Source organism: Alteromonas sp. IB21, from assembly GCF_016405965.1.
GTDB lineage: Bacteria > Pseudomonadota > Gammaproteobacteria > Enterobacterales > Alteromonadaceae > Alteromonas.
The window spans coordinates 102,471-129,092 of sequence record NZ_JAEFCD010000010.1; the positions used below are offsets into that span (position 1 = coordinate 102,471).

The 26,622-nt window shown below is 44.9% G+C and carries 48 protein-coding genes; 14 read left to right on the plus strand and 34 right to left on the minus strand.

Translation table 11 applies throughout. The annotated features are described in order from the left end of the window. Positions 1–45: 45 nt before the first annotated feature. From JC525_RS08955 to JC525_RS09080, 26 genes are all read right to left on the minus strand, one after another. Positions 46–873, minus strand: coding sequence for a hypothetical protein (locus JC525_RS08955; RefSeq protein WP_198815521.1), 828 nt, complete (start codon positions 871–873; stop codon positions 46–48). A gap of 28 nt (positions 874–901) precedes the next feature. Next, positions 902–1,099, minus strand: coding sequence for a hypothetical protein (locus JC525_RS08960; RefSeq protein ID WP_198815522.1), 198 nt, complete (start codon positions 1,097–1,099; stop codon positions 902–904). Beyond that, the gene (locus JC525_RS08965) at positions 1,099–3,267 is read right to left on the minus strand and encodes a cell envelope integrity protein TolA (RefSeq protein ID WP_198815523.1); all 2,169 of its coding nucleotides are present in this window, start codon (positions 3,265–3,267) and stop codon (positions 1,099–1,101) included. Before JC525_RS08965 ends, JC525_RS08960 begins: the two co-directional genes overlap by 1 nt. Further along, positions 3,267–4,706: a terminase gene (locus JC525_RS08970; RefSeq protein WP_198815524.1), complete on the minus strand. Its 1,440-nt coding sequence runs from the start codon at positions 4,704–4,706 to the stop codon at positions 3,267–3,269. Before JC525_RS08970 ends, JC525_RS08965 begins: the two co-directional genes overlap by 1 nt. A gap of 3 nt (positions 4,707–4,709) precedes the next feature. Then, a complete protein-coding gene (locus JC525_RS08975) occupies positions 4,710–5,243 on the minus strand; it encodes a terminase small subunit (protein ID WP_198815525.1) in 534 nt (177 codons plus the stop codon). Continuing rightward, a complete protein-coding gene (locus tag JC525_RS08980) occupies positions 5,243–5,482 on the minus strand; it encodes a hypothetical protein (protein WP_198815526.1) in 240 nt (79 codons plus the stop codon). Before JC525_RS08980 ends, JC525_RS08975 begins: the two co-directional genes overlap by 1 nt. Before the next feature lies 1 nt (position 5,483). Beyond that, the gene (locus tag JC525_RS08985) at positions 5,484–5,984 is read right to left on the minus strand and encodes a hypothetical protein (protein WP_198815527.1); all 501 of its coding nucleotides are present in this window, start codon (positions 5,982–5,984) and stop codon (positions 5,484–5,486) included. Further along, entirely contained in the window at positions 5,981–6,214 is a 234-nt protein-coding gene (locus JC525_RS08990; RefSeq protein ID WP_198815528.1) for a hypothetical protein, read from the minus strand. Before JC525_RS08990 ends, JC525_RS08985 begins: the two co-directional genes overlap by 4 nt. Continuing rightward, positions 6,211–6,627 carry a glycoside hydrolase family protein gene (locus tag JC525_RS08995; protein ID WP_198815529.1) on the minus strand — a complete coding sequence of 139 codons (417 nt, stop codon included), beginning with the start codon at positions 6,625–6,627 and terminating at the stop codon, positions 6,211–6,213. Before JC525_RS08995 ends, JC525_RS08990 begins: the two co-directional genes overlap by 4 nt. 104 nt (positions 6,628–6,731) lie before the next feature. Beyond that, positions 6,732–7,184, minus strand: a complete 453-nt coding sequence (locus JC525_RS09000) for a hypothetical protein (RefSeq protein ID WP_198815530.1) — start codon at positions 7,182–7,184, stop codon at positions 6,732–6,734. 42 nt (positions 7,185–7,226) lie between these two features. Then, entirely contained in the window at positions 7,227–7,538 is a 312-nt protein-coding gene (locus JC525_RS09005; protein ID WP_198815531.1) for a hypothetical protein, read from the minus strand. Positions 7,539–7,656: 118 nt separating this feature from the next. Beyond that, positions 7,657–7,914 (minus strand): hypothetical protein, encoded by a 258-nt coding sequence (locus tag JC525_RS09010; RefSeq protein WP_198815532.1) that lies wholly within the window; start codon positions 7,912–7,914, stop codon positions 7,657–7,659. Further along, on the minus strand, positions 7,911–8,132 hold the full coding sequence (locus JC525_RS09015; protein WP_198815533.1) for a hypothetical protein: 222 nt from the start codon (positions 8,130–8,132) through the stop codon (positions 7,911–7,913). Before JC525_RS09015 ends, JC525_RS09010 begins: the two co-directional genes overlap by 4 nt. Then, entirely contained in the window at positions 8,129–8,647 is a 519-nt protein-coding gene (locus tag JC525_RS09020) for a hypothetical protein (protein WP_198815534.1), read from the minus strand. Before JC525_RS09020 ends, JC525_RS09015 begins: the two co-directional genes overlap by 4 nt. A 12-nt stretch (positions 8,648–8,659) precedes the next feature. Further along, the gene (locus tag JC525_RS09025; protein WP_198815535.1) at positions 8,660–9,184 is read right to left on the minus strand and encodes a deoxynucleotide monophosphate kinase family protein; all 525 of its coding nucleotides are present in this window, start codon (positions 9,182–9,184) and stop codon (positions 8,660–8,662) included. Next, on the minus strand, positions 9,184–9,465 hold the full coding sequence (locus JC525_RS09030) for a hypothetical protein (RefSeq protein ID WP_198815536.1): 282 nt from the start codon (positions 9,463–9,465) through the stop codon (positions 9,184–9,186). Before JC525_RS09030 ends, JC525_RS09025 begins: the two co-directional genes overlap by 1 nt. Further along, a complete protein-coding gene (locus JC525_RS09035) occupies positions 9,465–10,625 on the minus strand; it encodes a hypothetical protein (protein ID WP_198815537.1) in 1,161 nt (386 codons plus the stop codon). The genes JC525_RS09030 and JC525_RS09035 overlap by 1 nt, the downstream gene beginning before the upstream one ends. Before the next feature lie 21 nt (positions 10,626–10,646). After that, positions 10,647–11,216, minus strand: coding sequence for a recombination protein NinG (locus JC525_RS09040; RefSeq protein ID WP_198815538.1), 570 nt, complete (start codon positions 11,214–11,216; stop codon positions 10,647–10,649). Continuing rightward, complete coding sequence (locus JC525_RS09045; RefSeq protein ID WP_198815539.1) at positions 11,213–11,368, minus strand: hypothetical protein; 156 nt, start codon at positions 11,366–11,368, stop codon at positions 11,213–11,215. The genes JC525_RS09040 and JC525_RS09045 overlap by 4 nt, the downstream gene beginning before the upstream one ends. Then, positions 11,365–11,799: a hypothetical protein gene (locus JC525_RS09050; protein WP_198815540.1), complete on the minus strand. Its 435-nt coding sequence runs from the start codon at positions 11,797–11,799 to the stop codon at positions 11,365–11,367. Before JC525_RS09050 ends, JC525_RS09045 begins: the two co-directional genes overlap by 4 nt. Beyond that, complete coding sequence (locus JC525_RS09055) at positions 11,799–11,987, minus strand: hypothetical protein (protein WP_198815541.1); 189 nt, start codon at positions 11,985–11,987, stop codon at positions 11,799–11,801. The genes JC525_RS09050 and JC525_RS09055 overlap by 1 nt, the downstream gene beginning before the upstream one ends. Next, positions 11,984–12,556, minus strand: coding sequence for an MT-A70 family methyltransferase (locus JC525_RS09060; protein ID WP_198815542.1), 573 nt, complete (start codon positions 12,554–12,556; stop codon positions 11,984–11,986). The genes JC525_RS09055 and JC525_RS09060 overlap by 4 nt, the downstream gene beginning before the upstream one ends. Next, positions 12,553–12,837 carry a hypothetical protein gene (locus JC525_RS09065; protein ID WP_198815543.1) on the minus strand — a complete coding sequence of 95 codons (285 nt, stop codon included), beginning with the start codon at positions 12,835–12,837 and terminating at the stop codon, positions 12,553–12,555. The genes JC525_RS09060 and JC525_RS09065 overlap by 4 nt, the downstream gene beginning before the upstream one ends. Before the next feature lie 6 nt (positions 12,838–12,843). Then, positions 12,844–14,250, minus strand: coding sequence for a replicative DNA helicase (gene dnaB, locus JC525_RS09070; protein ID WP_198815544.1), 1,407 nt, complete (start codon positions 14,248–14,250; stop codon positions 12,844–12,846). Further along, positions 14,247–15,182: a hypothetical protein gene (locus JC525_RS09075; protein WP_198815545.1), complete on the minus strand. Its 936-nt coding sequence runs from the start codon at positions 15,180–15,182 to the stop codon at positions 14,247–14,249. Before JC525_RS09075 ends, dnaB begins: the two co-directional genes overlap by 4 nt. After that, positions 15,175–15,357 (minus strand): hypothetical protein, encoded by a 183-nt coding sequence (locus tag JC525_RS09080; RefSeq protein ID WP_198815546.1) that lies wholly within the window; start codon positions 15,355–15,357, stop codon positions 15,175–15,177. The genes JC525_RS09075 and JC525_RS09080 overlap by 8 nt, the downstream gene beginning before the upstream one ends. A 395-nt stretch (positions 15,358–15,752) precedes the next feature. Here JC525_RS09080 and JC525_RS09085 point away from each other — a divergent pair, with 395 nt between their 5' ends. Then, a complete protein-coding gene (locus tag JC525_RS09085; protein ID WP_198815547.1) occupies positions 15,753–16,151 on the plus strand; it encodes a hypothetical protein in 399 nt (132 codons plus the stop codon). A gap of 79 nt (positions 16,152–16,230) precedes the next feature. On the opposite strand, the gene JC525_RS09090 is transcribed toward JC525_RS09085, so the two are convergent. The 8 genes from JC525_RS09090 to JC525_RS09125 all read right to left on the minus strand — a co-directional run bounded on the left by JC525_RS09090 (position 16,231) and on the right by JC525_RS09125 (position 18,915). Further along, the gene (locus JC525_RS09090; RefSeq protein WP_198815548.1) at positions 16,231–16,560 is read right to left on the minus strand and encodes a hypothetical protein; all 330 of its coding nucleotides are present in this window, start codon (positions 16,558–16,560) and stop codon (positions 16,231–16,233) included. Between the two features lie 261 nt (positions 16,561–16,821). Beyond that, complete coding sequence (locus tag JC525_RS09095; RefSeq protein ID WP_198815549.1) at positions 16,822–17,118, minus strand: Gp49 family protein; 297 nt, start codon at positions 17,116–17,118, stop codon at positions 16,822–16,824. Between the two features lie 157 nt (positions 17,119–17,275). Continuing rightward, a complete protein-coding gene (locus JC525_RS09100) occupies positions 17,276–17,446 on the minus strand; it encodes a hypothetical protein (protein ID WP_198815550.1) in 171 nt (56 codons plus the stop codon). A gap of 48 nt (positions 17,447–17,494) precedes the next feature. Further along, entirely contained in the window at positions 17,495–17,665 is a 171-nt protein-coding gene (locus JC525_RS09105) for a hypothetical protein (RefSeq protein ID WP_198815551.1), read from the minus strand. Positions 17,666–17,766: 101 nt separating this feature from the next. Beyond that, complete coding sequence (locus JC525_RS09110; protein ID WP_198815552.1) at positions 17,767–18,051, minus strand: hypothetical protein; 285 nt, start codon at positions 18,049–18,051, stop codon at positions 17,767–17,769. 183 nt (positions 18,052–18,234) lie between these two features. Continuing rightward, positions 18,235–18,432, minus strand: a complete 198-nt coding sequence (locus JC525_RS09115) for a hypothetical protein (RefSeq protein WP_198815553.1) — start codon at positions 18,430–18,432, stop codon at positions 18,235–18,237. 56 nt (positions 18,433–18,488) lie between these two features. Then, positions 18,489–18,677 (minus strand): hypothetical protein, encoded by a 189-nt coding sequence (locus JC525_RS09120; RefSeq protein ID WP_015066972.1) that lies wholly within the window; start codon positions 18,675–18,677, stop codon positions 18,489–18,491. 16 nt (positions 18,678–18,693) lie between these two features. Then, entirely contained in the window at positions 18,694–18,915 is a 222-nt protein-coding gene (locus tag JC525_RS09125) for a transcriptional regulator (protein ID WP_198815554.1), read from the minus strand. Between the two features lie 84 nt (positions 18,916–18,999). Here JC525_RS09125 and JC525_RS09130 point away from each other — a divergent pair, with 84 nt between their 5' ends. From JC525_RS09130 to JC525_RS09190, 13 genes are all read left to right on the plus strand, one after another. Then, positions 19,000–19,407 (plus strand): helix-turn-helix domain-containing protein, encoded by a 408-nt coding sequence (locus tag JC525_RS09130; protein ID WP_198815555.1) that lies wholly within the window; start codon positions 19,000–19,002, stop codon positions 19,405–19,407. Then, positions 19,408–20,205: a hypothetical protein gene (locus JC525_RS09135; protein ID WP_198815556.1), complete on the plus strand. Its 798-nt coding sequence runs from the start codon at positions 19,408–19,410 to the stop codon at positions 20,203–20,205. Continuing rightward, positions 20,199–21,050, plus strand: a complete 852-nt coding sequence (locus JC525_RS09140; RefSeq protein WP_198815557.1) for a DUF3037 domain-containing protein — start codon at positions 20,199–20,201, stop codon at positions 21,048–21,050. Before JC525_RS09135 ends, JC525_RS09140 begins: the two co-directional genes overlap by 7 nt. 98 nt (positions 21,051–21,148) lie before the next feature. Further along, positions 21,149–21,478 carry a Rap1a/Tai family immunity protein gene (locus tag JC525_RS09145; protein WP_198815558.1) on the plus strand — a complete coding sequence of 110 codons (330 nt, stop codon included), beginning with the start codon at positions 21,149–21,151 and terminating at the stop codon, positions 21,476–21,478. A 180-nt stretch (positions 21,479–21,658) separates the two neighbouring features. Beyond that, positions 21,659–22,042 (plus strand): hypothetical protein, encoded by a 384-nt coding sequence (locus JC525_RS09150; protein WP_198815559.1) that lies wholly within the window; start codon positions 21,659–21,661, stop codon positions 22,040–22,042. Next, positions 22,039–22,461 (plus strand): LuxR C-terminal-related transcriptional regulator, encoded by a 423-nt coding sequence (locus JC525_RS09155; RefSeq protein ID WP_198815560.1) that lies wholly within the window; start codon positions 22,039–22,041, stop codon positions 22,459–22,461. Before JC525_RS09150 ends, JC525_RS09155 begins: the two co-directional genes overlap by 4 nt. A gap of 240 nt (positions 22,462–22,701) precedes the next feature. Next, entirely contained in the window at positions 22,702–23,436 is a 735-nt protein-coding gene (locus JC525_RS09160) for a hypothetical protein (RefSeq protein WP_198815561.1), read from the plus strand. Between the two features lie 84 nt (positions 23,437–23,520). After that, a complete protein-coding gene (locus JC525_RS09165; RefSeq protein ID WP_198815562.1) occupies positions 23,521–23,823 on the plus strand; it encodes a hypothetical protein in 303 nt (100 codons plus the stop codon). Then, positions 23,820–24,191 (plus strand): hypothetical protein, encoded by a 372-nt coding sequence (locus tag JC525_RS09170; protein ID WP_198815563.1) that lies wholly within the window; start codon positions 23,820–23,822, stop codon positions 24,189–24,191. The genes JC525_RS09165 and JC525_RS09170 overlap by 4 nt, the downstream gene beginning before the upstream one ends. Then, positions 24,188–24,349, plus strand: coding sequence for a hypothetical protein (locus JC525_RS09175; protein WP_198815564.1), 162 nt, complete (start codon positions 24,188–24,190; stop codon positions 24,347–24,349). Before JC525_RS09170 ends, JC525_RS09175 begins: the two co-directional genes overlap by 4 nt. Continuing rightward, positions 24,342–25,079 carry a hypothetical protein gene (locus tag JC525_RS09180; RefSeq protein ID WP_198815565.1) on the plus strand — a complete coding sequence of 246 codons (738 nt, stop codon included), beginning with the start codon at positions 24,342–24,344 and terminating at the stop codon, positions 25,077–25,079. The genes JC525_RS09175 and JC525_RS09180 overlap by 8 nt, the downstream gene beginning before the upstream one ends. Next, entirely contained in the window at positions 25,069–26,109 is a 1,041-nt protein-coding gene (locus JC525_RS09185) for a hypothetical protein (RefSeq protein ID WP_198815566.1), read from the plus strand. The genes JC525_RS09180 and JC525_RS09185 overlap by 11 nt, the downstream gene beginning before the upstream one ends. Further along, a complete protein-coding gene (locus tag JC525_RS09190) occupies positions 26,109–26,591 on the plus strand; it encodes a single-stranded DNA-binding protein (RefSeq protein ID WP_198815567.1) in 483 nt (160 codons plus the stop codon). Before JC525_RS09185 ends, JC525_RS09190 begins: the two co-directional genes overlap by 1 nt. The last annotated feature ends 31 nt before the right edge of the window (positions 26,592–26,622 follow it).

A 26,622-nucleotide genomic window follows, 5' to 3' on the forward strand; every position in this document is an offset into this window, starting at 1 on the left:
ATTGAAAAGCGTTTATTTCAGCGGCAGAGGGTGCGGCTTACTTATTTACTTTTCAGCGTAATAATTAAAGGCGGCTTCGTAATCATCATCAGCGATGTCGTTTTGCCCACCTTTGGTTGAGCGACTAGGAACGGTTTGAGACTGTCTTAGCTGTCGCTCACGTTTACTAATGACAGGGTTTTGCACTGGCGCTTGTGGGGCGCGAGTGGCTTTGAATGTATTGAGCAGGAAAATGTTATCCTGCGCATCGGTTGATTCCATTAGTGCCTGAACGCTTGGCGGTTGCGTTTGTAGCCACTGTCCATACTCGTCAGTTTGCACTACATCACGCCAATCAGGGTGTTGTGATTCTAACGCTTGCATCTGAGAGCTAATGTGTAGCTCTTGCTGCGCTTGCTGCTGATACTGTTTAAGCGGCTCCACTTCGCCTTTGATGCGTGTCAGTTCACCTTCGTATTGCGAGCGAATGCCGTTTAATTGCGATTCCATGGCTTCAGCGATATCGGGATAGTCCTCTTTTAACTGCTCCCACTTTTCATCACTCATGCCAGAGCCTTGCGGATTGTCACCGACTTGCGGCTGTTGGCGCTGTTCTAGTTGTTGCTTGTACTGTTCAGCTTGGCGCTGATACGCTGATACGCGGCCATTCACTGAATTAAATTGATGCTGAAGGCGCTGGTTTTCTTCTTTGAGCTTGGTGAGTTCATCAGGCTCTTGCGGCTCTTCCGCTTCACTTTCATCAGTGCCTGCGCTTTCCTGCCCGCCATTTGATTCTGGCTCAGGTGCTTCAATGTCCTCACTGGCATCACCAGCCATTTCATTAAATGCGTCTTCATATTCGCTATCATCTACGTTTGCGATTTCATCAGTCATGTTGTTTTCCTTTGCGGCTAGTTAGCGGCTAGAGGTAAGTATCTTGCTTGATAGGCGCTTGCTTGGGCGTATCAGGCAGTTTTAAAAGTTGGTCAATCAGGTCAATGCGGCCACGCTGTTTGTCGCTGTCTCTATCTGCAATCAGGTTTTTCACGGCTTTACTGCGTTCAGCATTTAGCGTGTCAGTTAATAGCGCCCAGGTATCAGAGTGGATATCGATTTTCATCAGAAGGTGTCGTACCCTTTATTGAGGTTTTGGGCTTGTAAATTGGTCTTGGCGGTTTCAATGCTCACCTTGGCAGCGGCAGTGTCACGCGCTGTCTTGTCGCGCATGGCATCAGATTGAATACGGGCTTGTAATTGCGCTACGGTAATATTCTCGCGAGCGGCAATGTCAGCCATTTTTAATTCATACTCTTGCTGAAGCTTGGCTTGTTGCATCTGAGCATCAAGTTGAAGCTTGGCGTCTTCGCGCTGTGCTTTCTGCTGTGACTCTTGCGCTTTAAGTTGAAGCTCTTGTTGTTTGATTTGCATTTCGGCTTGCTTGGCTTGCGCCATGGGGTCAGGCGGTGGCTGTTGCTGCGCCATTTCCTGTTGCTTCTTCGCGATATCTTCATCAGAGAGCGTGACCGGCTCATATTGAATGCCGAGCGCTTTGCATAGCTCTTGGTCAAAGCCTACCCAATCACGGCGCATGGAAAGCTCTTCGTTTTGCGCGGTGAGGTTAGCGAACATCATTAACTTGTCGGCTAACTGCTCTTTTTCTAGCAGTGCTGAACTGCCTCGCGCATTAATTTTGAAATCGCCTTTAATCTCAGGCTTGTTGCTGTATTGCATGTTCCAGTCGTAGAAACGTGGGATTAGTGTTTCAGTGATATCATCATCCCAATTTTTCACGGCTCTACGTAATACGATGTTGGCCGAGTTCATGAGAAGATTCATGCCGCTGGCTGTGCTGGTCGCATCCCCCTGTTCGCCTGATGCAATATCCGGCATGGCTGACTCTTCAGAAATAAACTGTCGGGCCATTTGCGCAATATTGGCGTACTCGCCTTGATGTGAGCGCGTTTCAAATACCGCAAACGCTTCTTGTACGTTTCTCGCTGGGTCGGTGAGTTTCCAAATCTTTTTGGGGCCTAGGGTCCATCTACCATCAACCGGTTCAACAATCTCTTGGTTAACAATAATCTGGTCGGTTACCGCCTGCCCTGCATTATCGAGCATCATGCGCCATGCGGTGTTTAAAATCTTTTGGCTGTCGCGTAATAGATAAGGAATGCCGAAACCAAACGGGCTGGCATCGTCTTTTTCCCAACACGATACGCTGTAAGGGCGCTCGTCCGTATCCATCGGGTTAACCACGACTTTAAGCACATGGTTGCCAGAGAAAAACACCACGGCTTCAATTTCATCGTTAAGTTCATCAATCTCAGTATCATCAAGCGGCTCATTTGCGCTTGTCATTGCATCGATGTACTCACGCTTTTTGATGGGGCCGTGATATTCCCAAATTTCGTAGTAATTCGACTGACTGATTGAATCGAGGCCCGTTATCGAGCGCACATCGTTCATTCTGTCGAGTATGGAGGTTTGGCCTTTGCCGAGTCCAGCCACTACTTGTAATTGCTGTTGCAATACACCAGGCAATTTAGCGAAGTCACGCAGTTGGCGCTTTGACCAACGGTGCCGCTCGAATGTAAATTCATCAGCGCCCGACATATCAGGGTAGAAATCCCAAATTGATACATGCTCTACGGCAGGGCGTAAATCTTCACTGATTGACAGCATCGATACGCCGCTTTCATCCGTATCCCAACGCTGCTTAGTGCGTCCAACGATAACCGGCCCTTTCAGAACGCCAGTACCCAATACCACCTTGTCGTGGATCATATCTCGCGCCTTAGCTTGATATTTCGACTCGGTTAACTGGTCGTCAATCTCAGTCTGCATCTTTTCGCAGCGCTCTTCGGCTAGGCGTTTAATTGCCCTTGCCTGCTCTGCGACTTCTGCGCCTTGCTTCTCTAAATCATCTAACTGAGGAACGGGTGTGGGTTTGATGGACCAATTCCTATCATCAGTAGGAAATAGCATATCTTGCAAGCGCGCTTCAGCAGCATTGGCTTTATTGCGCGTAATGTTTACAAAAACAGAACTGCCCGAAGAGTCTTTTAATATGCTTTGCTCGGTTTCGCTGTATTTGCCGTGATATTGGCGTAAGTCTTCTAGCCAGCGTTGCTCAGTGGTAGCACGTTTCTGCGCCTGTTCTTCTGCGGTGCGTGATAGGCGTGTACCAAACACACTCAAACGCTCTGCCATTTCGAGTTCGGCTTTTTCGCGCTCGGCTGCAAGCTCCTCTTCAGAAAGAGGCTGCTGTTGTAAATCTTCTGATTGCATTAGTAACCTGTGGTCGAATCAATGACAGTGTGAGTGGGTGCGGAAGTTTGTTTTTTCTTAACTTTAATCGGCTCGGCAAATGTGAGGGCCAGCGAGTCGCCTTTGTCGGGGCTGCGTCCGATACGCTTTTTCATGTCGTCTTTTTTCTCTAGAACAAGACGCCCTTTTGAGTCATAAGAGTAAAGCGGTGTTTCTAGGTCGGTTTGCAGCATGTCATCATCGGGAATGGAGACAGGAAGCACATCGTCCTCAATCCAATCCTTCATTTCACCCCACATTTCAGAGCGTTTGTTGTAATAGCGCTCGGGGTCGTTAGCAGTGCCGCCAAAATTAACGGCAACAACAATATCTTTGTAACCAAGCTCAACTAATCTGTCGTAAACGCCAGCACCTAATCCGCCCACATCAATTGCAACCTGGTCAGGACTTTCTTCTTTGATAATGTTTACGATGATACCTGCTAGCGTCATCGTACAAAGCCCTTTGTAGCTTTTAACTTTATATGCGCTGCGGTTCCTGCGGCGAATGATTGAGGTTTCATCATCACCGAATCTAGCAGGGTCAACCCCAATTTTTAACGGGCCGGATACGAGTTGCTTCGTTTTTGCTGCTCGTTCAATCGCCAGCGTGTTTATTAGCTGATTTACGTCTGAGTTAGGGAACTCACCACGAACACGAATGCGAAAGAAGTCAGAGTCAACGCCGTGATCGTCTTCCCACTCTTTCAATTTTGATTTGTTGGTCATTTTACATGTGCGCGAGTCAATCTTGCGCCCATTCCAACGATGGCGGTATTTCCTAAAGCACTCTCTAAATCTGCCGGTGTTTCTTGTTGGGTTACCAAAACAGAACCACATTGCGCGTGGCGTTGTCATAGCGCCCTCAGCAACTTCCCAAATCACATCGGCTATTGCTGATGCCTCGTCCATAATCATAAGAACGTATTCAGCATGTAGCCCTGCAAAGGCTTCTGAGTTATGTTCGCTCCATGGTATAGCGTCTAGCCCCCACGTAGTTTGATGCTCTACATGAAAGAAACGGGTCGCTGTCCACTCAAACCAATGCGCGTTAATAGCGCGCTTGTGCCACACCGATAATTCACGCCATGTTTTTGATTTAAGTTGCGACTGAGTGTTTGCAGTAACCCAGCCTGCTAGGTGAGGTCGGGTACTCATTGCCCACAATATAATCCAGCTAGTTTCTGCTGATTTACCGATACCGTGACCTGAAGCAATGGCCTCCTGAATCGTGGTTTCGGGGTCGTCTTGAATGGCTTTGCCAACAGATAAGAGTTGTTCGCGCTGCCATTTATCAGGGCCATCAAAGTCTTCTAGTGGCCCACCCTTCTCACCCCAGGGGAATGCGTATAAAACGTAACCGAGCGGGTCTGCGTAAAACTCAGCAATATCATTAACGAGTTCTACTTCAGGGTTTTCCATACTTTACTTTTTAGCGGCTTCTAATCGTTTACGTGCTGCAAGTAGTGGTGAAACCATGTCTATTTCACCTTCTACTTTGTGTTGTTCTTTAAATGCCTGTACATCAATGTGCTTACCTAATAGCTCTAGGTTCTTCACTTTGTCAGGCCATTTTATTTTGCGCATCACGGTTTCAACTTCGCCATTCATTATCTCTTGAATGTCTAAGCCTGAGATTGTTCTACGCCAGCATTTAGGCCACTCAACGATAGACTTGAAGTTGCCCGTATTATCTAAAATTTCGCACACGTCCATTTCATCGATTTCAATAAGGCGTTTGAGTACGTAGTTAGCATCAACCTTGTTATCTTCTAGGCGCTCTTTTTTACCTTTTGCGATAGCTTCTTGGATGTTGGGTTTTGTAAGGTTTTCACAACCTGCATCTCTTGCGCTTTTCTCGCTGTACCCTGCGCGTATTGCGGCCTGTGTAGCGTTGAGGTCTTTTAGATACTCACTGACAAACATTTCTTGCTTTGCTGTCAGCTTCTTAGTGGTCATTAGTTGTTACTGCCTTCGAGGATTCTATCTAGCTTTGCGTCAATACTGTCTAATCGTTTCTCTATGCGCCTCGCGTCCTCGACCCGCTGCGCTTTGATGAACTGTATTTCCTGCTCTGTGGCTGATATGCGTTTATCAAAATCAGTGAAATACGTGAACGCGCCGATAATCAGAACCAGTGTGGTGAGTATGTGACCGACTGAGATTGATTTCTCAATGTGAAACTTTTCATTGCTCATTCTAACCTCTAGCAGCCATCATTTTTGTTTTATCACTGCTTGAGCGAGTCGTGCCAACCCAATACACAACACTGGCGACCCATAATGTGATCATCTGGCCGCCGAAGTAGTTAATCATATCTCTGTTTGAATCAGGGAACTCAATGAAGAAAAGGCCAATGCCGTAAAGCGTGGCTAAGATACTCATAACAATGGTCACTGCTGCAGGCATCTTGCTATCTTTGTGAGCGGTTCGTGCGCTCTGCTTATCTTGCAATTCCGCTCGTGTAGTTTCTAGCGCGATTTCTTCAAGCTTTTGCTTGTGCGTTAACTGCAGTTCTTTTAGTATTAGGTGCGAATTAATATCAGCATCAATAGCTTTGGCTATATCATCAGGATTGTTACCAGTGCCAAAAGCAGCGGCAACTACTGAACCAATGCCAGTACCGACCGGACCGCCCAAAGCGGTGCCAAGTAAAGGCGCTACATCAGCAACCTTTTTACCTAAGTCTGACCAGTTCATCTAATCACCTCTGGTTCGCCCGTCAAAAATGCCCAAGCCTTATAATTATTCGGGTTTTCTATTTTTCTTTCTGTAAAGTCGGCAAAGTGCTGAAACTCGCCGCTTACCGGACAAAAGAAGGCATGAGATAGGTGATAACCATCACAAGAGCTGTAAAGCAACACTTCAGGGCTGTAGTCACTCTCTGGCACGGTAGGGAGTTGGCTTATTGGCTTGAAATTAATGATCATTGAAACTCACCTGTTAGCATTTGGTCTGCTAACTCTTTAGCCCGATTGGGCGTCTGTTTCGCCCATCGGCTATCAAGCATTTCTTTTGCAGCGAGTTCGTATTCTTTTCTATCGAGTGCGGCAATCATGTTTTTGAATTTGAATAGCCCACTTACGCCAAGCTGATAACCCATGTTAATGAGGACTGCTTTACGCGCATCGTTTAACCCATCAAGTAAACCCTCGTTGAAAAGTTGCTCCTCAACCTCACACATATCAGTGAGTAGCATTTCCTCTGCCTCGCTGGGGCTAATGCCGTTATCCTCTAGGTTTCTGCCATAACCAATCGTCCATTTGCCAGCAGTACATTTGTACGGGCGCAACTCCAACCCCTCGTGGCGTTTGATTTGCTCGATAGTGGCGTGATAATTCATAATTTTCCGGCAGAAACGAAAAAGCCCCGACTGGTTAGGTCAGGGCTTTGAGTGAATTAATGCTAGTATGGGGATATATTAAGCAAAGCTCGTCAGTGAGTCAACTACTGATTTTGTCGTTTTTCAGCCTCTTCAACGGCTACCCCAATCATAAAGCTGGCAATGGTTTCGCCTGGTTTTAAATTACGAACGATTAGCGCCTTATCATCTGGATGACAACGCATGTGTATCGTTGCCGTGGCTTTCTCTGATTCTGGCTTGGCCGCATTTCTACGGCCCGCGTTATGGTGTGGCCTGCTATCCATTCCAATCATTGCATTAATGCATTTACTCACAACGTTAGGGTCAACCTCTTTATCAAAATCAAAATCTGGATAATTCGCCAAAAAATTACAAACAGATTCACCTGTGCAAAGAATCTCTTCGTCTTCCTCGATTACGATGCCGTGGCTATCCGCGGTTTTGGCTGTAATAATCTGTGATTTCTGAGTGTATTCTGTCAACCCATAATCATTTAAATGTTCGACAAACTGAGCGATAGTAAGTTTATTCATCATTTGAAGCCCCATAATAAAGCCCGCCAATTAGCGGGCCTGTGATTAATATTTAACTACTTTGCGCGCCTCAGGGAGATCGTCAAGCGCATCTTCTTTATCAAACCATTCGTCTGAATCTTCCTCGATGCCAAATGCTGATTCGATGTTTAACGCGTGACTGATAAGCGGGTTAAAAAAGAGATTTATCATTGCATCGAGCGCGTAGTTACGATTGTCAATGATGAACTCAGCTGATGCAAATTCAATGAAAAGAGATTTGCGCTCACCATCTACGATGGTATCCAGGCCGCCTTTATTACTGATAATGTCAGTGGCCCATGCATTTTGTTTTTCAGTTCCGTTTAAGTTGTTCATTTTATTTTCCTCAAATTCTCAGTTCCGCTGAGTCGGTATACCTCGTTGGTATGAGTTAAAGATACACCTCTATTTTTTATTTGTCAACACAAATTATAAAATAATTTTAAATTTATTTTTAATAACACTTCCAGTAAGTTCCCCAAGACATACCCTCAGGCTTCCTATGTTTATACTCTTGGTTATGGGGAGCCGCATCCCTCACCATTTCACGCGCCTGATAAAAGCTCATGCCAGTTTCTTCCATGATTTTCTTTGTTTCTTTTTCTTCGTCATACTTCAAGCCACCCTCTTGATGGAGCTTTGCTGCTCGCTTCTCTAAACGCCTCCAAAACTCATCATCACTTAGGTCACGCCCCTTTTTATCATTACTCATGCTGCTTGCTCCAAAAGCACACCTAGCGCCCAAAATATGCCGTGCACAATGCTCACACACCCCCCAAGGAAAAACATTATGAGATGAAAGCCCATGAAAGCTTCTTTGTAATCTTCCTTAAACCCATTGCATACTGGATTAAATATAACTAGTAGCATCGGAGCAAAGACTACATACGCTGCCGCTAAAATCGCACTTGCTATTAATTGCTCATTCATGCCGCTTCATCTTCTCTCATAGCTGCGTTAACGTGGCTCAATGCTTCACTGTTCCATTCAAATAACTGCTGAAGTATCGCGTTGTAAGCATCCTCTATTTTAACCGGAAGCTTATTACCCTTAATGCCTAGCCTGCGGCATATTTCGCTTTTACTGGTTGGTTTAAGTTCTTGCTCGCCCGTCTTACGGTTTAGGCGCATGATTGGCGATTGGATTTCTTGGATAGCGCAATTGATTAGCTTGGCTACTGACACATCAGGCAAATCAATCTCTTTCTCTATCATTACGCTCATTACACCGGCTTTAACATGAACGCGAGAACTTCTATCATCAGCATACAATAACCTGGCTAAGTAATACGCATGGCGGTTTAACTTGTTACCCGTATCGGGATGCTTCATTGCCAGTGCGCCAGCAACCTCATTCACATCAGGAGCCATACCACCAAACCCCATACCGTCAATCTGCTTTGATTTCGTTGTCATTTTGCTTATTTCTCTGATTGGGTGTGACATAGTGATTCACCTTTACGCTGCAATAGCATCAATAAGAAAATTATCCACTGAACGATATAGGTCAGTGAGCGTGCCGTTATTTTCAATGTGATAGTTAATCAATTTGCTGCCTATTCCGCTTTCTGAAGAATGCGCGGCTACTTGATTAGCGCTCTCTCTTGATATTTCAATAACGATGCCGCCAGCCTCAATGATTGCTTCAGCTTCGTTATCGAAACGACAATCACTAATTACTATATTGGTGTGCTGCTCCATTTCTTTTTGTGCGCGTAATATCCATAAGTCTGAATTGATAGAGTTTCTGCCCCATTCAGTTCCTAGCGTTTGAAGTGCTACGCGAGGTGAAACGCCATAAAGCGGATCGACTTCTTCTTTCAGGCCGCCATACAAGTGTCGAGCATCCCAGCCAAATATTGACGCGGCGGCTTCCTTCATCGGCTTGCTGAACCAATAGTGGTGAAACTTGTAAGCCTCTTTTAAGTGCTCAGCTACCGTATCTTTACCGCTTCGGGCCTTGCCAGTTAAACCGATAATCATTATTTACGCCCCTTAAAAACGTGCTTCACCATGTATGGGTGAGTTTTAATAGATGCTACTATTGCTAATGGCCCTGAAGTCATAAATGCTATTCCCTCCGGCGTAAACATATCCCCTGCCGCTAACCCGCCTATGATAGAAAATACAAAGAACTGACTAAACCCAATAAGCACACTGCCCACTGCGGCACCAATGCAATTTGCATCCCTTACCATCTGACTTTGAATACCCAGCAAGAACACCACTGAGAATTGACTGATGAAGATAACTAGAGCGCTCATTAATCCGTACTCCTTACCGTTTCTTCAATACGTTTAGGTGAGTAGCCGATCTTCTTATCAAAGATGATGCCTTGAATGCCTCGGTCTGCGCCGTATGCGCCACCGTGCGCGTAAGCGTCTTTTGGGGGGATAATGCCAACTGTCTCGACTTTGCAGCCAGGGTGTTCTTTAAACTGTGTCCATGAGTTGTGGTGAACGTGCCCACATATCCAGTGGCGGTATGTGGTTTTACCCCACAGCTTGTATTGATCATCTGCCATCTTGCCAGGCAGTGAGGAAAGCTTGCATGTGTGGCCGTGCGCAAAGCCAAGTAGAACTTTGCCGCGTTTAACGTACTGGAAGGGGCTATCACCTTTTTGCACATTAATGCGCGGATTGTCGCGGTAAAGCTGCCATACGTAAGAGCCGATAGCACGACCTAAAATATCATCGTGGTTGCCTGGCACGTTGATGAACTCGACTTTCTTGTATTTGCGCAAACAGGCATCGATAAACATGCGGATAATGACAAAGCCAGCATCGAGCCATTTACCGTGACGCCCATCTAAATCAAGCTTGTGTTTACTGCGGCTGGTTTCACCTTGAATGTTATCGGCGTGGAAGAAATCACCCGTATTAACTAAAACACATTCTTCGGTATCGGGTAGATTTGATAGCAAGCGCTTGAAGACTTTGCGGTATACGCGGTCTGCAATGTTTAAATCCCAATCTTCGCCCACCTCTTTGCTCCACGTCATTAAGCCAATGTGCGGATCGCCAATTGGAATTACGGTGAATTGGTCAGAGGTGGCAACTTTGTTTTCAAAGGGGATAACCGGCAAAGGCTTAACATCCGCAATCATGCTTTCAACAATAGCGCCAGCGGTTTCTACCTGTTTGCTAATGTGTACATTAGTTTTTACCCACTCCATGACGCGACCTGTGCTGCTATCATCTTTGTGCTTGTGGCGAACTAAGGTTGAGTAGCCAGAAACTAATTGGTTTTCAGGGTTGTTATAATCCCTATCGTTAGCAGGGTCGTAACCTGTTGCCTTCAGTGCCTTAATGCGCCTTAACACTACGCTGTGTGTCATGTTGTAAGCTTTAGCTATCTCCGTTGCCGTTCTGCCTGCTCGCAGTTCCTCGCGCAGTTCTTCGTGTGTAATCTTCTTCGCTGCCATCATTTCACCTTAGCGCACGGCTTATGCCGCGTTTTGTTTAAGCATTTCGCGGTATAGCTTGCGATAATGCGATTTGATTTCTTGTATTTGTTCAATGGTGTAACGTTTGGGTTCGTGTGGGCCTTCTAGCCACTCCACTTTTTTGAGTCCGATTTTTTTAATGAGATTAATGCGATAGTTGGTTAAATTGCCTGATAGATGGTTATTGCAGGGGGCACATTGTTTCCACACGTTGCTTTCTTCAAAGCGCAATTCTGGCGCACTGCCTACACTTCGGTAGTGCCCAGCATGGTTTTGCCCAGTGTGATACCTACCACAACTGATACACGGCTCTTTTTCATCCCGTAACCGGATATAGGCGTTGAAGGCAGTTTGTGCTTCCCGAAGGTGTTCGCCCTTTGTTTTAAGCTTCTCTTTCTTTGCCTTGAGTCGCTTCGATTCAATTTTTCGCCCCTCTTTAGCCAGTTTAGAAACGTTAGCTGCCGCCCACCCTATAAAGCACTCTTGATTGCAAAAAGCTTTTAGCTGCCTAAGTAGCATTTCCTCTTGTGGTCCTTTCTTTTTGCAGTGTGAGCAACGGCGTGATTTCATAGAAGCTCTTCCCTAACTATGATTCGCCTGATATCTCCCAACCATCCAAAGTCATCCCATCTCATAAACTGCCTAACGCTAAATCTCACCCACTCTTCATGGCCTGGCTTTTCGTGAATCACATAACAAACCGTTCTTGTTGGTGTAATCACTGCCTTGCTCCCATATTCTCTTTGCTAGGCCAAGGCACATAGATCCCCATGTTTTCACCTATGGCTTTATTGATAATGTCACCGATAACTACATAGTCCTTAGTGCTGGCTTGCGTTGTTGAGGTCTTGCCCATGTAAGCAAGCTGAGTTGGGCGCCAAATTAGCTCTTTCACGCTACCCCCTGACCATGGCACTTCAGAGCGTTGTGATACTTCAGCCATGAAGCGCTTTACGTCATAACCTAATTCGTTGAGCGTTTGCGCTAACTGATTGCACCAAAGATGAAGTGAATTGTTTTGTAACTGACTGCGCTGCTTCTCGGTCGTAAGCTGCATCATCAGCCACTTTGCCAATTCCCAAGTGCTGCGTATTTCTTGTATAGCGCTATCTAGTGAATGCTGGCTATTGATGATTCGGAACTGGCCTTTCACTACGCCACCTCACTCATTAGCGCATCTATCTCGCGTGATAGGCGCTCTTCTTCTGACAGTGGGCAAGATGCCATAAGGCGGTTTTCTTCGATTTTTTCTCTTGCCAGTTTGCGTCTTTGCAATTCTTCGCTTTGCGTTTCTCGCTTAATGCGTAATGCCCGTGATTCTTTCATCTGTTCTAAGTTCATGCTGCTTGCTCCTTGCTGCCTATCTGAATGCTTTCGTCAACTTGATTACCGAACACTTCCCAGCCTGGCGATTGCGTTCTGGCAAACATTTCTAAGCGAGGTACATCACCGCACAGCTTTTCAATAGCGTGGCGAAACTCGTTTGGCTTGGCGCTATGACCTGTTACTTTTGCGCGGATGCGTGAGCGAATAGAGCGGTCTTTAATGAGCGTGGAGGTTTTACCTTTCACGGCCACTAATGCAGACTCAGTGGAAGCGCGAGTAATATGGCCCATTCCAAAAAAGTCTTTGCCGTGTTTGGTTTCTTTATCCCATACAAAGCCATTCATATTTGTTACCCTAAAGCCCCAAGCTCTAGCTAGTGCAAGCGCTTCATCTGGCATTGCGCCTACGTACCACATAACCAACAAGCAGTTATCATCACAAAGGCTCTTAACGTCCATTTGCTTCATATCTTCAAGGCTCATTACATCGTATTGCTGTGAAGCGCCGGACTTCATTGAACCGCCTGTCTTCTTGTTGTTAAACGCCCAAGGTGGATCGGCGTAAATAACCTTGTATTTACTCATGCTGCACCACCTAAAATGCTGATTGACTCCAAACCGAACAGTAAGCCCTTAGCCTTTCTCGCCTTTGCGATTTCAACTGGCGAATGGTTTTCAATAAAACTAGCCCGGTAGCGAATGGTTTTACCGTGTTCATTGTGATCAGCTTCAAATGTGACGCCGTTTTTGTTCTGCAAGCTTTTTAGCGTGTTACTTGGTCTGCTATCGCCAAGGTGTTCAGCGAGTTCTTTGGTGGTTCTCCACTCGCCGTTGCTGAAAGCGATCGCTTTTTCTATGTTAGTCATGCTGCGTTACCCCTCAAACTTTCTAACAGTTTGCCTAGGCGCTGGCACATCACCCACAATCTGGCGGTTAGCGAGTGGTTTGAACTCGCTGTACTCACCACGGAAAACAGAACCTACCATCCCAATTTCACCCATACGGCATTTGCCTATGATGATTTCAGCTAGGCCTCTGTCTTGGCTGTTCTCGTTGTAAACTTCATCGCGATAGATAAAAATTATCTTGTCCGCGTCTTGCTCAATCTGCCCAGACTCGCGTAGGTCTGAGTTAATGGGCCTTTTGTTGTTTCGGCTTTCAAGGGAGCGAGATAGTTGGCTGAGCACAAGGAACGGACAATCAAACTCTTTGGCCAACGCTTTAATGTCGCGGCTAATTTCACTGATTTCGTTCACTCGGTTGTCTGTTTTTCTATGGCCGCGAATAAGTTGAAGGTAATCAGCCATTATCAGTGTTGGTTTACCATGCTTCTTTTGGTATCTGCGCAATTCTAAGCGCATTCGAGGGATGGTCATGTAAGCATCATCAACAATTGAAAGGTGTGTTTGTTTCAACTGGCACATTACAGATGAAACTCTCGAGAATTTTTCGTCTGTCATACCTCCGGATGAGTTACTAGGACGCTGTATATCTGCAATTGAAACTTGGCCAAGGGATGAAATCATTTTGTAGATAAGCTGCTGGCGTGGCATCTCCATACTGAAAACAATTGGTTTACCACCGCGAATAGCTTCCGTTGTTACCATGTTCATTGCTAGGGTTGTTTTACCCATCGAAGGCCTTGCTGCTAGAACAATCATATCGGCGGGCTCTAGCCCGTTAATTTTATTATCTAGGTCGCTTAACCCAGTTGAGATACCCGCAATTTCACTACCTGAGTTTATGCGCGTTTCAAGTTCGTCAATGGCTGTCTGCAAGGCGGCATGAATAGAGTAATCAGCTTCATTTGTACAAAGTTTCTCTGATACATCACCAAGGCGCTTTTCCGCATTCCCCAGAATTTCAATTACATCTGAACCGTCTGAGTTGTAGCATTGCTCTTGTATATCGTGCGCTGCTGCAATAGCCTGGCGCTGTAAAGAGCGATTGCGAACAGTGTTGGTGTAAGTCATTAGGTTTGCTGTTGACGGTACGCTGCGAGCCAACTCGTAAACGTAGGTGTCGCCACCAACATCATCAATCCAATTTTTGTGACTAAGAAACTCTGGCAATGTGATCAAGTCTACTGCTCGGCCTGAACCAAGCATCTCAGCAATGCCGCAATAAATTAAGCGGTGCGAGCGGCTATAAAAATCATCTTCAGAAAGAATTGGCGTAACCGCATCAAGCAAATCATTGTTGTTAAGTATTGCGCCTAACACAGCTTGTTCAGCAGTTGGGCTGTGAGGTGGTATGCGAAGGTTTTCAGCGTGACTCATGCTTCTTCCCTCCACTGCTTGCGAGTGAGGAACAACGCTGGAAACATGCTCACGTAGTTTTCAAAATCTGAACGCTTGCCCTGCGCTTGGCACGATTCGATATCAGAGAATGCCTCGCTCATCAGGTTTAGCATATCGTTAATTTCCTTGATGAACCCCTTATGCCCGATTTTTTTCATGTAGCTATCAGGAAATGCTTTCATAAAATTCTTTTGATAGGTGTGGGTTTTGGGTGGCTTTTGATTTACCCCGATGGCTTTCTTGCTTTCGCGCCATGACTCCCAAAAATGCTCAAACCCTTTCACTCGAACTTCATTGATTTTTTCAATGCGCAGAGCCTCTGGGTCTGCATTGTCTTTTATTTGTTGTTTATATCCCTTGTTGGTATTAGGGCTTGGTTTCGGTTCTGGGTTCGGTTTTGAGTCTTGCTCCACGCCTTGCCCTGCTTGGGTTTCAATCGGTTTTTCTAACGGTTCTCTTATCGGTTTTAAAACCGATACATTTTTAGCCTGATAATTTGCCCAATTTTTAAGCGTTATCACCGTACATTGGTCTTTACCTTTGCCGATTGTTTTGCACTCTAAGAACCCATCTTCAGACAGTATTTTAAGCACTCGCTTAACGGCACTCTTAGCGGCTTCATCGGGGTTTTTTGACTTGGTGTAAAAGCCATACAATGCCGATGATTTTGCCAGGTTGAGAAGTGTTGTTACGTACTGGCCTATTTCAAGCTGAATGATGTGCTTGCCGTATTGCCTCTCATGAGCGCTGTAAGCGGCTTTTCTGATTAGGAAAGGTGCGACAAGCATACAGAAAGGATCGTTACTCCACGGCTGCGTATCGATGCTTTGATACATAAGAACAAAGCCGTTTCCTTCCCCCATAGGTTTTCTACCTTTAAACTGATAAACATTTTCTGCCTGACTACCCATTTGCTTTCACCTCTGCCAGTTTATTAAGGGTTGCTTCTAGCTCCGCAATGAGCCGTAGCGTTTCGTCAGCGGTGAGGTGCATAACTTTGCCTAGCTGGTTAGTTCTAATCGCTACACAGTGGCCTTTAGCGCATATGGTGTAATTTGGGTTGTCAAACTTAATTAAATCGCTCATACTCTTCCTCGAAGTTAATCTTCAAACCCCGCTTTTTGGTTTCCACGCCTGGCGGGGTTTTTTATTGCCTGAAACAATCACATTTTGATTTGTGAGTGTTATTGGTAGCAGACCTCCCAGCCTGCTTGGTCGGGGTTAACGTGATTAGCGCTTCACGCTTGACCGACTAGGTAGGATCAACACTTACGGCGCTACCTCGTTATTCCGTAAGCATCAGACCGATATACTGCGTCACCCAGTTAAAGCGCCGACTGAGAATGCTCAATCCGCATAACGCTTTGATGAAGCCTGCTTGGTAGATTGCCTTCGCCTGGTCAATCATTGTGAATCGGAGCGTACCCGAACCATTACGCAAGCTTCTCAAAACGCCCTACACTTTCGCAGTAGGCGCGGCCATGGTTGTCACCTTGGCGCCAACTCGGATGAATAAGCCCTATTACTTACCGTTACCGATACTAGAAAGCGTTGCCGGTGCCATGCCTTATCCGAACGTTCTCTGGCCCATAGCTTTGTCGGTCAATTCCGTGGGGTTTATAGTGGGCACCCTCGTTTCGCCCACAGCCAGCAGCAATAACGCTTTGATGAATGGCCCTCGCTACGCCTTTACCGGCCCATATACAGGGCAAGCAGCCATTCTCAAAACGCCCTCGTTCCTTAATCGTGGTGAGGGCAACCACGGTCTTTTCGGTGACAAGGGAGACACACCCCTTGGACGGTGTTTAGCAGTTAAGCTACTGCCGCCAGATAAATGTCATCGTTTGCAGATGTTTTTAAACTTAAACAGCCGCTACTAAACAACGAAACACTCTCACCCAAAAACCCCGCGACTAGGCAGGGTTTTTGGTTTTAATGACTCTGAATATTGTCTGTAGGTTAGAAGCGCCAACCCACTTCATGTGTAAGGCGGTAATCACCTGGCACTTGTATATTTACAGATCTCACGTTAGCGAGCTTCGTAGACTCGCCAGCGGGTAGTTCAACTTCTACATAATTAACCTTTACCACTGGCTCATAGCCAACAGCAAAGGCAATGCGCTCTACTTCGGGCGCATCGATAGGGGTAATTGCAAACTTTGATTCAACAAAGTCTTTGGCCTGAACCACTTCCACCGATTCAATCTGATCAACCATTTCGGCGTGACCAGAAGAAGCAAGCGCGGCGGCTAAGCCAATAACTGCACCAATAACTAAAATTTTTCGCATTTCAGTTCCCTTTTGTTGTTATTAACGAAAGCACTGCGCTTTCACCGACTTAACCCCAATTAAGGGGCTTGTAGTCTTGTCTCTCCAAGTGTCACCCTTATCTCTCGCCGGCAGCTCAGGTCTGCTACCCCATTGGGGGAAAACTAAGTAAAACCCCTGGCTAGTGCATCGTTTATCTGAATGTCCTTGCCCCGGAGGTTATAGGCTCAGACGGTACATTCAGGACGGTTAAGCGCTGCACAAAACGCTACTGCTTTTGAATTACTTACTTAGCTGCTCTTTCAGCAAATAGCCTTCAAGCGCCCATATTTTGTTTTTAGCGTTGTCACGCGCTATCTTGCGCCCTATTTCTTCATCGAAGTTTTCAGGGCTGGCGCAAGCTGACTCACCAAGAACCGTAAACCCGTTTTCAAGCGTCAAAAGGCAAGCGGTAAATGTGGTGCCGGGGAAAATATGGTATTGCTCTGCTTTAATTTTGCTCTCAATGATTTCAGGTGTTACACGCGGTGCAGTTAAGCCTTTTTCCTGAATTTCATTTTCAATATCGTTGTCGTTCATTTTCTTTCCTTTTGTTAAATTTTGATTAGCGCTCTATCCTGATGACTTCCTCTAGCGGCCTTTACGCGTGACTAATTCAAAGCCAACATCGTTTTATCACCTCGGCACAGGGCAAAAACGCTAATAAAAAACGCCTACAAACCGCGTAGGCAAATACTCAGGGTTGCAGGAACCTATTTAGCCAATAGCTGTTATTCGCCATTAGCACCATTGCGGTAACCACAATGGGTAAAACAATTACCGATAAGCGAAACTGCCAATCGGTGTTGAATTCGTGCTTAAAACTGCGCACAAGACGCTTTAGCCAATACACGAAAGGCGAACGCATTACGCGGCTCTCGGTGTTGGGGTATAAGCTGGCTTTGGTTGTGTGCACTTAGGGTTTATTGGAACTACTTTGCTCATGACCTTTATCCTGTTTGTTTTGAGTTGGAAAAATAACGCTCATGTTGCTTTCGTGAGTTTCGAAAATGGCGTCCTCAACCAAGGCGATTGGAATGCCATTAATCTTCACTATCTCACCCGCTTTTAAAGTAAACTGTTTCATTAGTTATCCTTATTAGGGGTTTTTGAGGCCCTTAAAATCTTTTTGAGTAACATACTGGATGGGCTAACATCGGTTAACATAGAGCCAAGGAATGACTTTGCTCATGCTGCTTGCTCCTGTTGCGTATTTGAATACAGAAAAGCTTGTGATATTTTAGGCTTGCTGGCTGGTACGCTTTCTAACAAGTGGCTTCTCCCTGCCAGTAATGACCTATGCCAAAGGTCTGGGGTGCCGATGGTAAGGCTTCCTGTCCGCTTTTTAAGCCGACGAAGAATAGCGAGCCTGACACTAGTTAAAGGCGAGCGAGCCGCTATGCGTAATGCGGGATATAAATAACAGGTTTTTATGACCTGAGCGCTCGGGTCTTTTGCATGAGTACCAATCATGAAGAAGCTCCTTACGCTAGAGATTAAAGTCGATGTAGCAAAAACTTTATTGGCAATTGCCGTACTGTTGTATGCGATACTCGATGTCATCTCTTTTATGTAAAAACCGGCTCCCTCTTTTGAGGGGGCCACCCCTATCCCAGTAATGCGACTCGCTCTAAACGGTTTCACGCTGCTTTGTCCTCACTTATTAGGGACTTTTGAGTCCCTCAAAATCTTTGTTAGTGCCATTGATGAAGGGCTAATATCGGTTAATACAGAGCCAAGACCTTCAAGCATTGCTCGTTGCGCTGCTTCCTCAAGAGTTACGCCAAGCTCATCTGCATGTTTTTGTAGTAGTTCTAACTCTTCGTTGCTGAGCTCTATTGTTTCGTCGGTCATTATTGAGGGCCTTAAAAAGTCCAGTGCGAACCCGCAAAGGGCTCTTCGTTAATGTTTTAAGCTGCTGTACGCTCTTTACTTCCAAACGAAACAGACTCTTTTAGGCCACGCATGAAAATGTCACGAACAATTACCGCTTTTTGTCCGCCAGTGTTTTTTACCAGCGCTTCAAGCAAGTCATTAACGTCATCATCTAAACGAACTTTCACTTCGTTCTTTTTGATTTTTCTTGGGTCTGCGTACATAGCCTTTATCTCCGTATTAACTGGCTTTTCGGTATTCTTCAGGTGGATAAATATCTGGTCGCAACTCGTAACGTGGCACACCAGATACTTTTTCAATTGCAATAACTTGTTCAGCAGGGGCGCGCTTATCCCTATGCAGCCACGCCCAAACGTGGGCTTGAGATTTACCAATCGCTTTACCCAAAGCGGTCTGGCTACCCATAATTTTGACGGCCCTTTTTAGGCTTTCGTGTTCCATTGCAAATCCCAACATTACTTTTGTTATATCCTAGCATTACTTTTGTTATTTGCAAAATAAAACTTTTGTTGTGATATTTCGCGTATGAAAACACTTGCTCAAAGATTTACTTTTTCTCGTGAAAAAGCGGGGTTAACTCAATTGCAGTTAGCCGAAAAGGCGAAGGTGTCTCAGACCACAATTTCAAAAATTGAGAATGGCGAGACCAAAAAGCCAAAGGATATTAATCGGTTCGCTAAGATACTGAGGGTGTCTGTTGACTTTCTGGAAACTGGCGAAGAACAGAACAGCAATTCAAGCCAACTTGAAGGGTTAAGTTACAGCGCAGCTGATCTTGTTATGCTTATTCAGGAGCTTGATAAGCAAAATTCTATTCCAGACAGCGTTTATAAATCACTTAAGGTTATTATAGAGTCTGGATTTTCACCCAAACAAATTGCAGTACCTAGTGAATCCATAAAAAAAGGGTTAGATAGTCAAATAAGGGATTAGATGAAGAAAATACAAGTTTTATCTTCTGATTGCTATTTAGGGAAGTTGGCAGATGTTGATGATGGCAGGTCATCCTATACACATATTGCCAAAATTAGATATGACGACAAACAGCTTCGCTGTCATGTTAAATTGTTCTCAGACTACAAGCAGTTAAACAACGAAATAACAGCGTACATACTCGCTCGGCTTGATGGGCAACCAGTTCCTGAACATGCCTGTATTATCAAAATAAAACAGAGTGATATTCTTAATGCGTTTCCAACCGCGCAAGTCACAGGTGATGCTTATGGCTGGGCGACTAATACGATAGTAGGTAAAACGCCAAACAGCTATTTCAAGGAAGGTACTAAGGAATACGAATTAGCACTAAAGGCCTTAGCAAAAATCAACGGTATTGCTAGCCTTATCGCCTTTGATAATCTCATTGCTAATCCAGACAGAAACACAGGTAACGTTATCTTGTCTGGTGACCTAACTTCCTTTTGGATTTTCGATCATGATCAATCACCCTTTAAACCAGACTGGACTCTCCAAGATTTAGATCCAAACAGTGATACTCGTTGCGTAATAACAGCCGCTTTGTTCCCCAAAGGACTGCCCTCAACAATTAAATCGCTAGTTGTTGATGCAGCCAAATCCCACAGCGCTAACTTAGTAAATATGCTAGACTATACCTTATCATGGTGGCAGGATCTGCTTACGCCCGATGAGGTAAAAGCTCTTGGAGATTTTTACAAGAATCGGGCACAATACAGCGAAAGTCGGCTTCTTAAAAAGATGGGTATGCTATGTTAGCGCTCGACAAGTTAATAAAAAATAAACCCGAGAAACCTCTCGTTACCGGGCGTTTTTTCCAGATTCAAGTAACGCCAGATATAGTTACGCAGGAGCGTATTAATATCGGTGTGGCGCTTGATGTTGATGGCATGCTGCACTGTAAAACTCTAGAAAATTTTGAAAGAATTCGCTGCTTGTATGGCGAAAGCTATATTAATACGTTCAAATTATTTGTAGAAGCGGCAGAGTTGAGTGTAAAAGATAACGTCTTCTGCACATCAAAGCATATTCACTTTTCTGAAAGAAGTATATTCAAGGGTGAAAGTGTCGATGAAATCTTAAATTATTTGTTTGAAGATACCGTTCCACTTAACCGCCCTACACAAAAACAAATGGCTGAGAAAAAAGAGGCTGGCGCTAGACTTAAACAGCTTATTGACTATTTGCGCGATTTTGCAAAAACTAATTACTCAGGTAATGCATCAGAGTTTTTCCCAGACCAAAGTGAAGTGCTTGTCAAGCATGGCAACTATACCGTCCCTATTAACATTCCAATTCGTTCAGATAGAAAGTTAGGCGCCGTTATATTAGCCAACCAAAAGTCTGCACAGTCTGTAGAAACAAATCTTAATAGAGGCGCTAGCAATATTCATATTGCGAAGAATACTGATAAGAGCCACAAGGAGTGCGGCGTCATAGTGCTCTCATCTAATAGTGATGAAGCAACTGACATTGCCATTCAAACAAAGTTAGATCGATTTTATTTAGATATGGACAGCAGTGACATTTCAATAGTATCTCATACAGATAAAGAGAACCTTGCCGAACAGGCTCTTGCGTGGGCTACTAGATTATCCAATTGATCAAACTAACTATAAACATACAATGTGAATAATTACAAAAGCCAATTATTAAACATTACCGCCCTTCAAATGGACTTTAACGCTCACAAGGAGAAATGATGAAAAAAGTTATATTAATATTAGCTTTAATGTTACCCATCAATGCCGCCATTGCTGGATTTACCGATGGGAATAAACTCTATCAATGGATGCTTGAAGATGAAAAACAAAATGGATCATTTCAATCAGGTTTATTTAGTGGATACGTAATCGGTGTAGCCGATTTTGGAGACCAAATCTTATTTTGTATGACCGTAGGCGTCACCAGCGGCCAGGTTAATGCCATTGTAGCAAAGCATCTAAAAAACAATCCTGAAAAATGGAACAAAGCAGCTAATGCTATTGTTGTTGATGCTTTAAGAGAAGCGTTTCCATGTAAAAATCAATAGCCCTAGTAAGGAACTAAAGCCAGTAAAATTGCTAGCACTAGAACATTAGTGATCCATAGACCGCCCACAGAGGCGGTTTTTTTTGCACCTGAAATATAACTTTTGTTATTGACAATATAACTTTTGTTATCTAACCTAAAACAAGTGTTGTTATTCACACAAAGCAAAAGGATAAAAAACATGACCTACTGCCCCGTATCAAATCAAATCGCGCAACATGCGAATCAGCCAGAAGTAAATGGCTTTTCTGATTTAAGCGAATGGGAACAAGAAAGCATTGTTTCTACTTTGTCTGATGCTGTTTTATTCGATGAAGTTTCACTTAAATGGGCTGACTACCCTCACACCGTTAATCTTGAATTTGCATTGCAGAGCCTGCTTGAAGAAACCAGCTTCATTGAAGAGTTGGCAGCCGCAGTGCTTAACACCAATGCCGCCAAAACGCTTTTAGTTAATCAGCGCCAAGCCGAAACCAAAGGCCTAATCAAACATGCGCTTGATACCACGAACAACGCGCCAGAGGGCTACACGTTGGGCGAACTATTGATGGGGAAAGCAGCATGAATCTTACACCACGCCAACAACAGGTTTATGACCTGATGATAAAAGGATTTAGCCAGCGCACTGCGGCCAAGATAATTGGCTTTTCAGTGCGAAGCGTAAAGCAGCACAGTGCCCATATTTTCAAAAAGCTTGGCGTTTACTCAACACGTGAAGTAGTAGCACAGCACTACATTGGCATGGGCTACGCCAATGAAGTCGGTATGCCTGGTGTTGAATTGCTATCGAAAGCTGAACGCCGCGTTTACGACCAGTTAGTGACCGGTGTGGGCCGTAAAGAAATTGCCGCCAGGCTTTTCCGCGCAGAAGACACGGTGCGATTTCATTTGAGAAATATCAGCGAAAAGCTGGGCACCAATTCAATGCTTGAAATAGTTATTAAGCACTACACAAGCGGTCACGAAATGAGGGAAGCGGCATGATCACGTTTTTATTTGTAATTAGCTTGTTTTGTTTAATGGGTGCTTTTGCGTTCCTAGTTGGCGCATTTATCCGCGCAGGCCAAGGTGAGATCGAAGAATGAACACGGCATTAACGCTTATTGCGATAGCACTAGTATCACTTTTCTTTATCGCTGTTATCTCAATGGTAGAAGCAATAAAGAGCATTGATTTTAAGAAGTAAACCGCGCCCCCGAAGGGCAATTTAATAAAGGAAAAACCATGAAAGACGAAGCTCAATTTTCACCAAAGCAAGATGCTGAAGCGGTATCAGTTTCAGATATGTTCAACAACATACTCAACGAAAAGATTAAAAACGGCGCTGTTGAGAAAGCTATAGAGGTAAAGGTAGACGAATTTATCAAACGTGTTGCTGATGATGTTTTTTCTAGCTGGGGTGATTTATCAAAGCTAATGAAGGAAAAAATGACTGAGGCAATCATGCCTACCGCTGAATCATTAGGTGATATCCCTAAATATCATGATTTTGTCAGTAAACGCCTCAAGTTGGCAGCGCAGAGCTTTTATGACGACAAGCTGGTTGAAGTGCTCGATAGCGAATTGAAAGAAATTATGTCGGAAGTTCCCGATGTAATTAATTTGAGTTGGCTTGTAGAGCAAATAGTTGACGGCGCTAAAGAAGATGAGTCAGAGGGCGAAATAAGTCTTCATATAAATAAGTCCTACAGCAGCTACTGGATAGCGATAGATAAGGAAAGTGATAAATCAGAATATCAATGCGACTTCAGAATTGGCCTTAGCGAAGACCGTAAAACAGGCAAGTTGACAATATTCTCATTAAAGGTTGACGGAGAGGACTGCCGTAAATCAATTGCTCTTGGCCCTTTCTACCGATTTGAAAAAATCCTGTACAACGCCTATGTGACGAATGCCGAGTTTGCACTAGATCAAGGCGAGCACGCTGGCGATTACGAAACCGAGTGGTACTACGACTAATTTAACCGCGCCCCCGAAGGGGCACACACCACGGCTGCGAAGTTTTGGACGACAGAGCAGCCATAGCAACGAGGATGATAAACGATGGAAATCCGAACCACAAACACTAAAGGCTTATTTTGCCTTCAATGGCGTGATAGTGGCGTAAATGGCAGTGAGTATTTTACTCGCCTAGAAACTATCACCAATTCACGTGACACCGATGTAACGCTATGTCTTGAAGGTGTACCAGGCACAACGCTAAATCTTGAAACTGAAGCCGTAGATGCGTTTTTTGAAATGGCTAACAACGTTGATGTGCCTATTGATGTAATCAGCCCTTTCCCAGCAGGTGAAACAGTTCCATCGTCTGCTAAGGATGGCAACCCTATGGAGGACGCGGCGTGATACTACCTAGCTATGAAGAGTGGGCAGAAAATGCAAAAGCAGCCTTCCTTGATACTCATGTAGAAATTGCATGTTGGCATTGTGACGGTGAGGGCGAATCTGATTGTTGTGAGTGTGGCCATACCAATGAATGCAGTGAGTGTGATGGTGAAGGCACCCTATACAGTCATGAGAAAACTGGTGAAGAAGTAAAAATGTTTTTCGCTTCTCCCCAAGAGTATTACCGCGCAATGATGAAAGAGCTTAGCCGCTTAGCAAAGTGGCAAGGTAAAGCGCCAGTTGCCGTAATGCTTCCTTTCGCTCGCTCTATAAGAAAGCAAAACCCGATATCAGTGCGCCTCAGGAAATACCGGAGGGTAGCAGCATGATTTTCGTTACTTACAAAGAGTACCACAAAGCGCTTGCAGAAAAGCGCATGTGGAAAGCATTGGGGCTTCACGCAATGGTAATCAACCGTCCTAACGGTTGGAAAGTGGAAGTTGTCGGTTTAGTGAAAAATATTAAAGGAGCAAGCAATCATGGGTAGCGAACACGAAACAAAGAATCTTGAGTTCTGGAAGCGTTACAGCAAAACGGATTCCAATTTTGTTAAAAAAGGTAAAGTAAGCGGCCAAAACCGCACCATGGTTGATGCTCAGTATAAAAAAATGAACATCACTCGGGCTTTTGGAATGTACGGAAAAGGCTGGGGCGTGGTCGCTGGCACTGAAGATTACGATCGCACTCACTTTTCAAACGAAACTTGCATTCTTCATTACAGAGCAACCGCTTTTTACGTGTTTGGCGGTGAGCGCTTTGAGCTACCTATCGCTTCAAGCATCAAAGAGGCCTACATCACTGACGGTGGTCAAGGTTATTTAAGAATTGATGATGAAGCGGTCAAGAAGGTGCGCACTGACGCCATAACCAAAGCGTTCACAGATATTGGCTTCAACGCTGATATTCACATGGGCTTATTTGATGATCAAGATTACGTAAGAGGTGTTAACGCCCAATACGAGATCGAGAAGTCTGAGGAAAAAGAAGCTGAACTTAAACAGCAAATCACTGAGTTTAATGACTGGATGGCGGCAGAAGTTGAAGCAGCTCAAAAGGTAAGTTCGCCAGCATCATTCCAGGCAGTTATGCGCAAACTTAGCAAAAAAGCTCAAACCCGATGTGACGCTATGGGGATTAACCCGAAGAAGTACCTTGAACGCATTGAAGTATTAATTAAAGAGCGCTTCGCTCAGGAGGAACAACAAAATGCAAGCTAATACAGAGAAAACAGAAATCGCCTTACAACAAGCATCGACAGAAATTAGCGAATTTGTTGCTAATGCTGAAAGCGAAGTAGCCGCCATTGAAGAGCAGTACGGCTCAGTTGTGCCAGATGCCAGCAGTAAAGATGGTTACAACTACTGCAAGTCAGTTAGACGCGACCTAATGCCAATTAAGTCAGGGCTTGAAGATGCAAGAAAGAAGCTAAAAGCCCCTATTCTTGCCGCTGGGAAATTGGTTGATAGCAACCTAAAGCCACTTGCCGACAGAATTGAAACGGTAATGACACCATTTGTGGACGCATACCGCGAAGTTGATGCAGAGAAGAAGCGCAAGGAGGAAGCTAGACAGGCTCAAATTCAAAACGCTTTCGACAGCATGACCAGTACGCTTGAAACTGCCATAGGCTCAACCTCAACCGTCATTGAGGGCTTGATTGATGAACTGGCAGACCATGACTTTAACCCCGAAATTTTTCAAGAGCGCACCAATGAAGCGGTAAGCAAGCACGCGGAAATAATGGATAAGCTTTCAGGCTTACTTACACAAGCAATTGCCATGGAAGAACAGCAGCGCAGACAGGAAGAGCTTGAAGCTAGAGAGCGCGCAATAAGGGAAAAAGAGGAAGCAGAAGAGCGCAGACAGGCCGCAGAAAAGCAGCGACTTGAGAGAGAGCAGATTGCAAAAGAAGCCGCAGAAAAAGCAAGAGTGGAAGCGGAGGAAAAATACAAGCGCCAACTGGCCGAGCAAGAAGAAAAGCACAAGCAGTACGTGGCAGCAACAAATCAAATTGCACAGGAGTCAGCCCAACGTGAACAAGCGCAAGAAGTTCAGCCAGAACAGGAAGCGCAGCCAAAGGCTGAAGTGGTTCAAGAGCAAAGAGTGACCCGCCAATTTAGCATCATGGAATTAAACGCCATGGATAACCTAGCGGCAATGGTTGAAGAGAAAAATAAACCGTGGGCCAAAGAGCTACGCGAGTTTGTTGAAGCAGTAAAAGCAAATAATTTAAGGAAGGCAGCATAATGGCGATTAACGTATTTACAGCATCGGGTAACGTTGGCGGTGAGTTTGATTTGCGTTTCACGCCTAACCAAAAAGCTATCGGCACCTTCAGCTTGCCAGTAAAGCAAGGCTGGGGCGATAACGAAAAAACCAGTTGGGTAACATGCAAAATGTTCGGTGAGCGTGCGCAGAAGATGGCGCAATACATCACCAAGGGAATAAAGCTTACTGTCACTGGCGAATTTGTTCTTGATGAATGGGAAAAGGATGGTGTTAAGCATTCTCGCCCCGTTGTCATTGTTAACTCATTGGATTTTGGCACCTCGCCAAACAACCAAAACCAGCAAGGTAACAATTCTTACCAACAGGGTAATAATAATTACCAACACCAGGCAAACGGGCAAGGTCAGCAACCGCGCAATCAAGCGCCACAAGGTCAGCAGCAGCAGCCTATGGGTGAGCCTAACTTTCCGCTGGACGATGATTTTGACATACCGTACTAGCCACTCGCTTAATCACTTTAAGAGCCCCTTC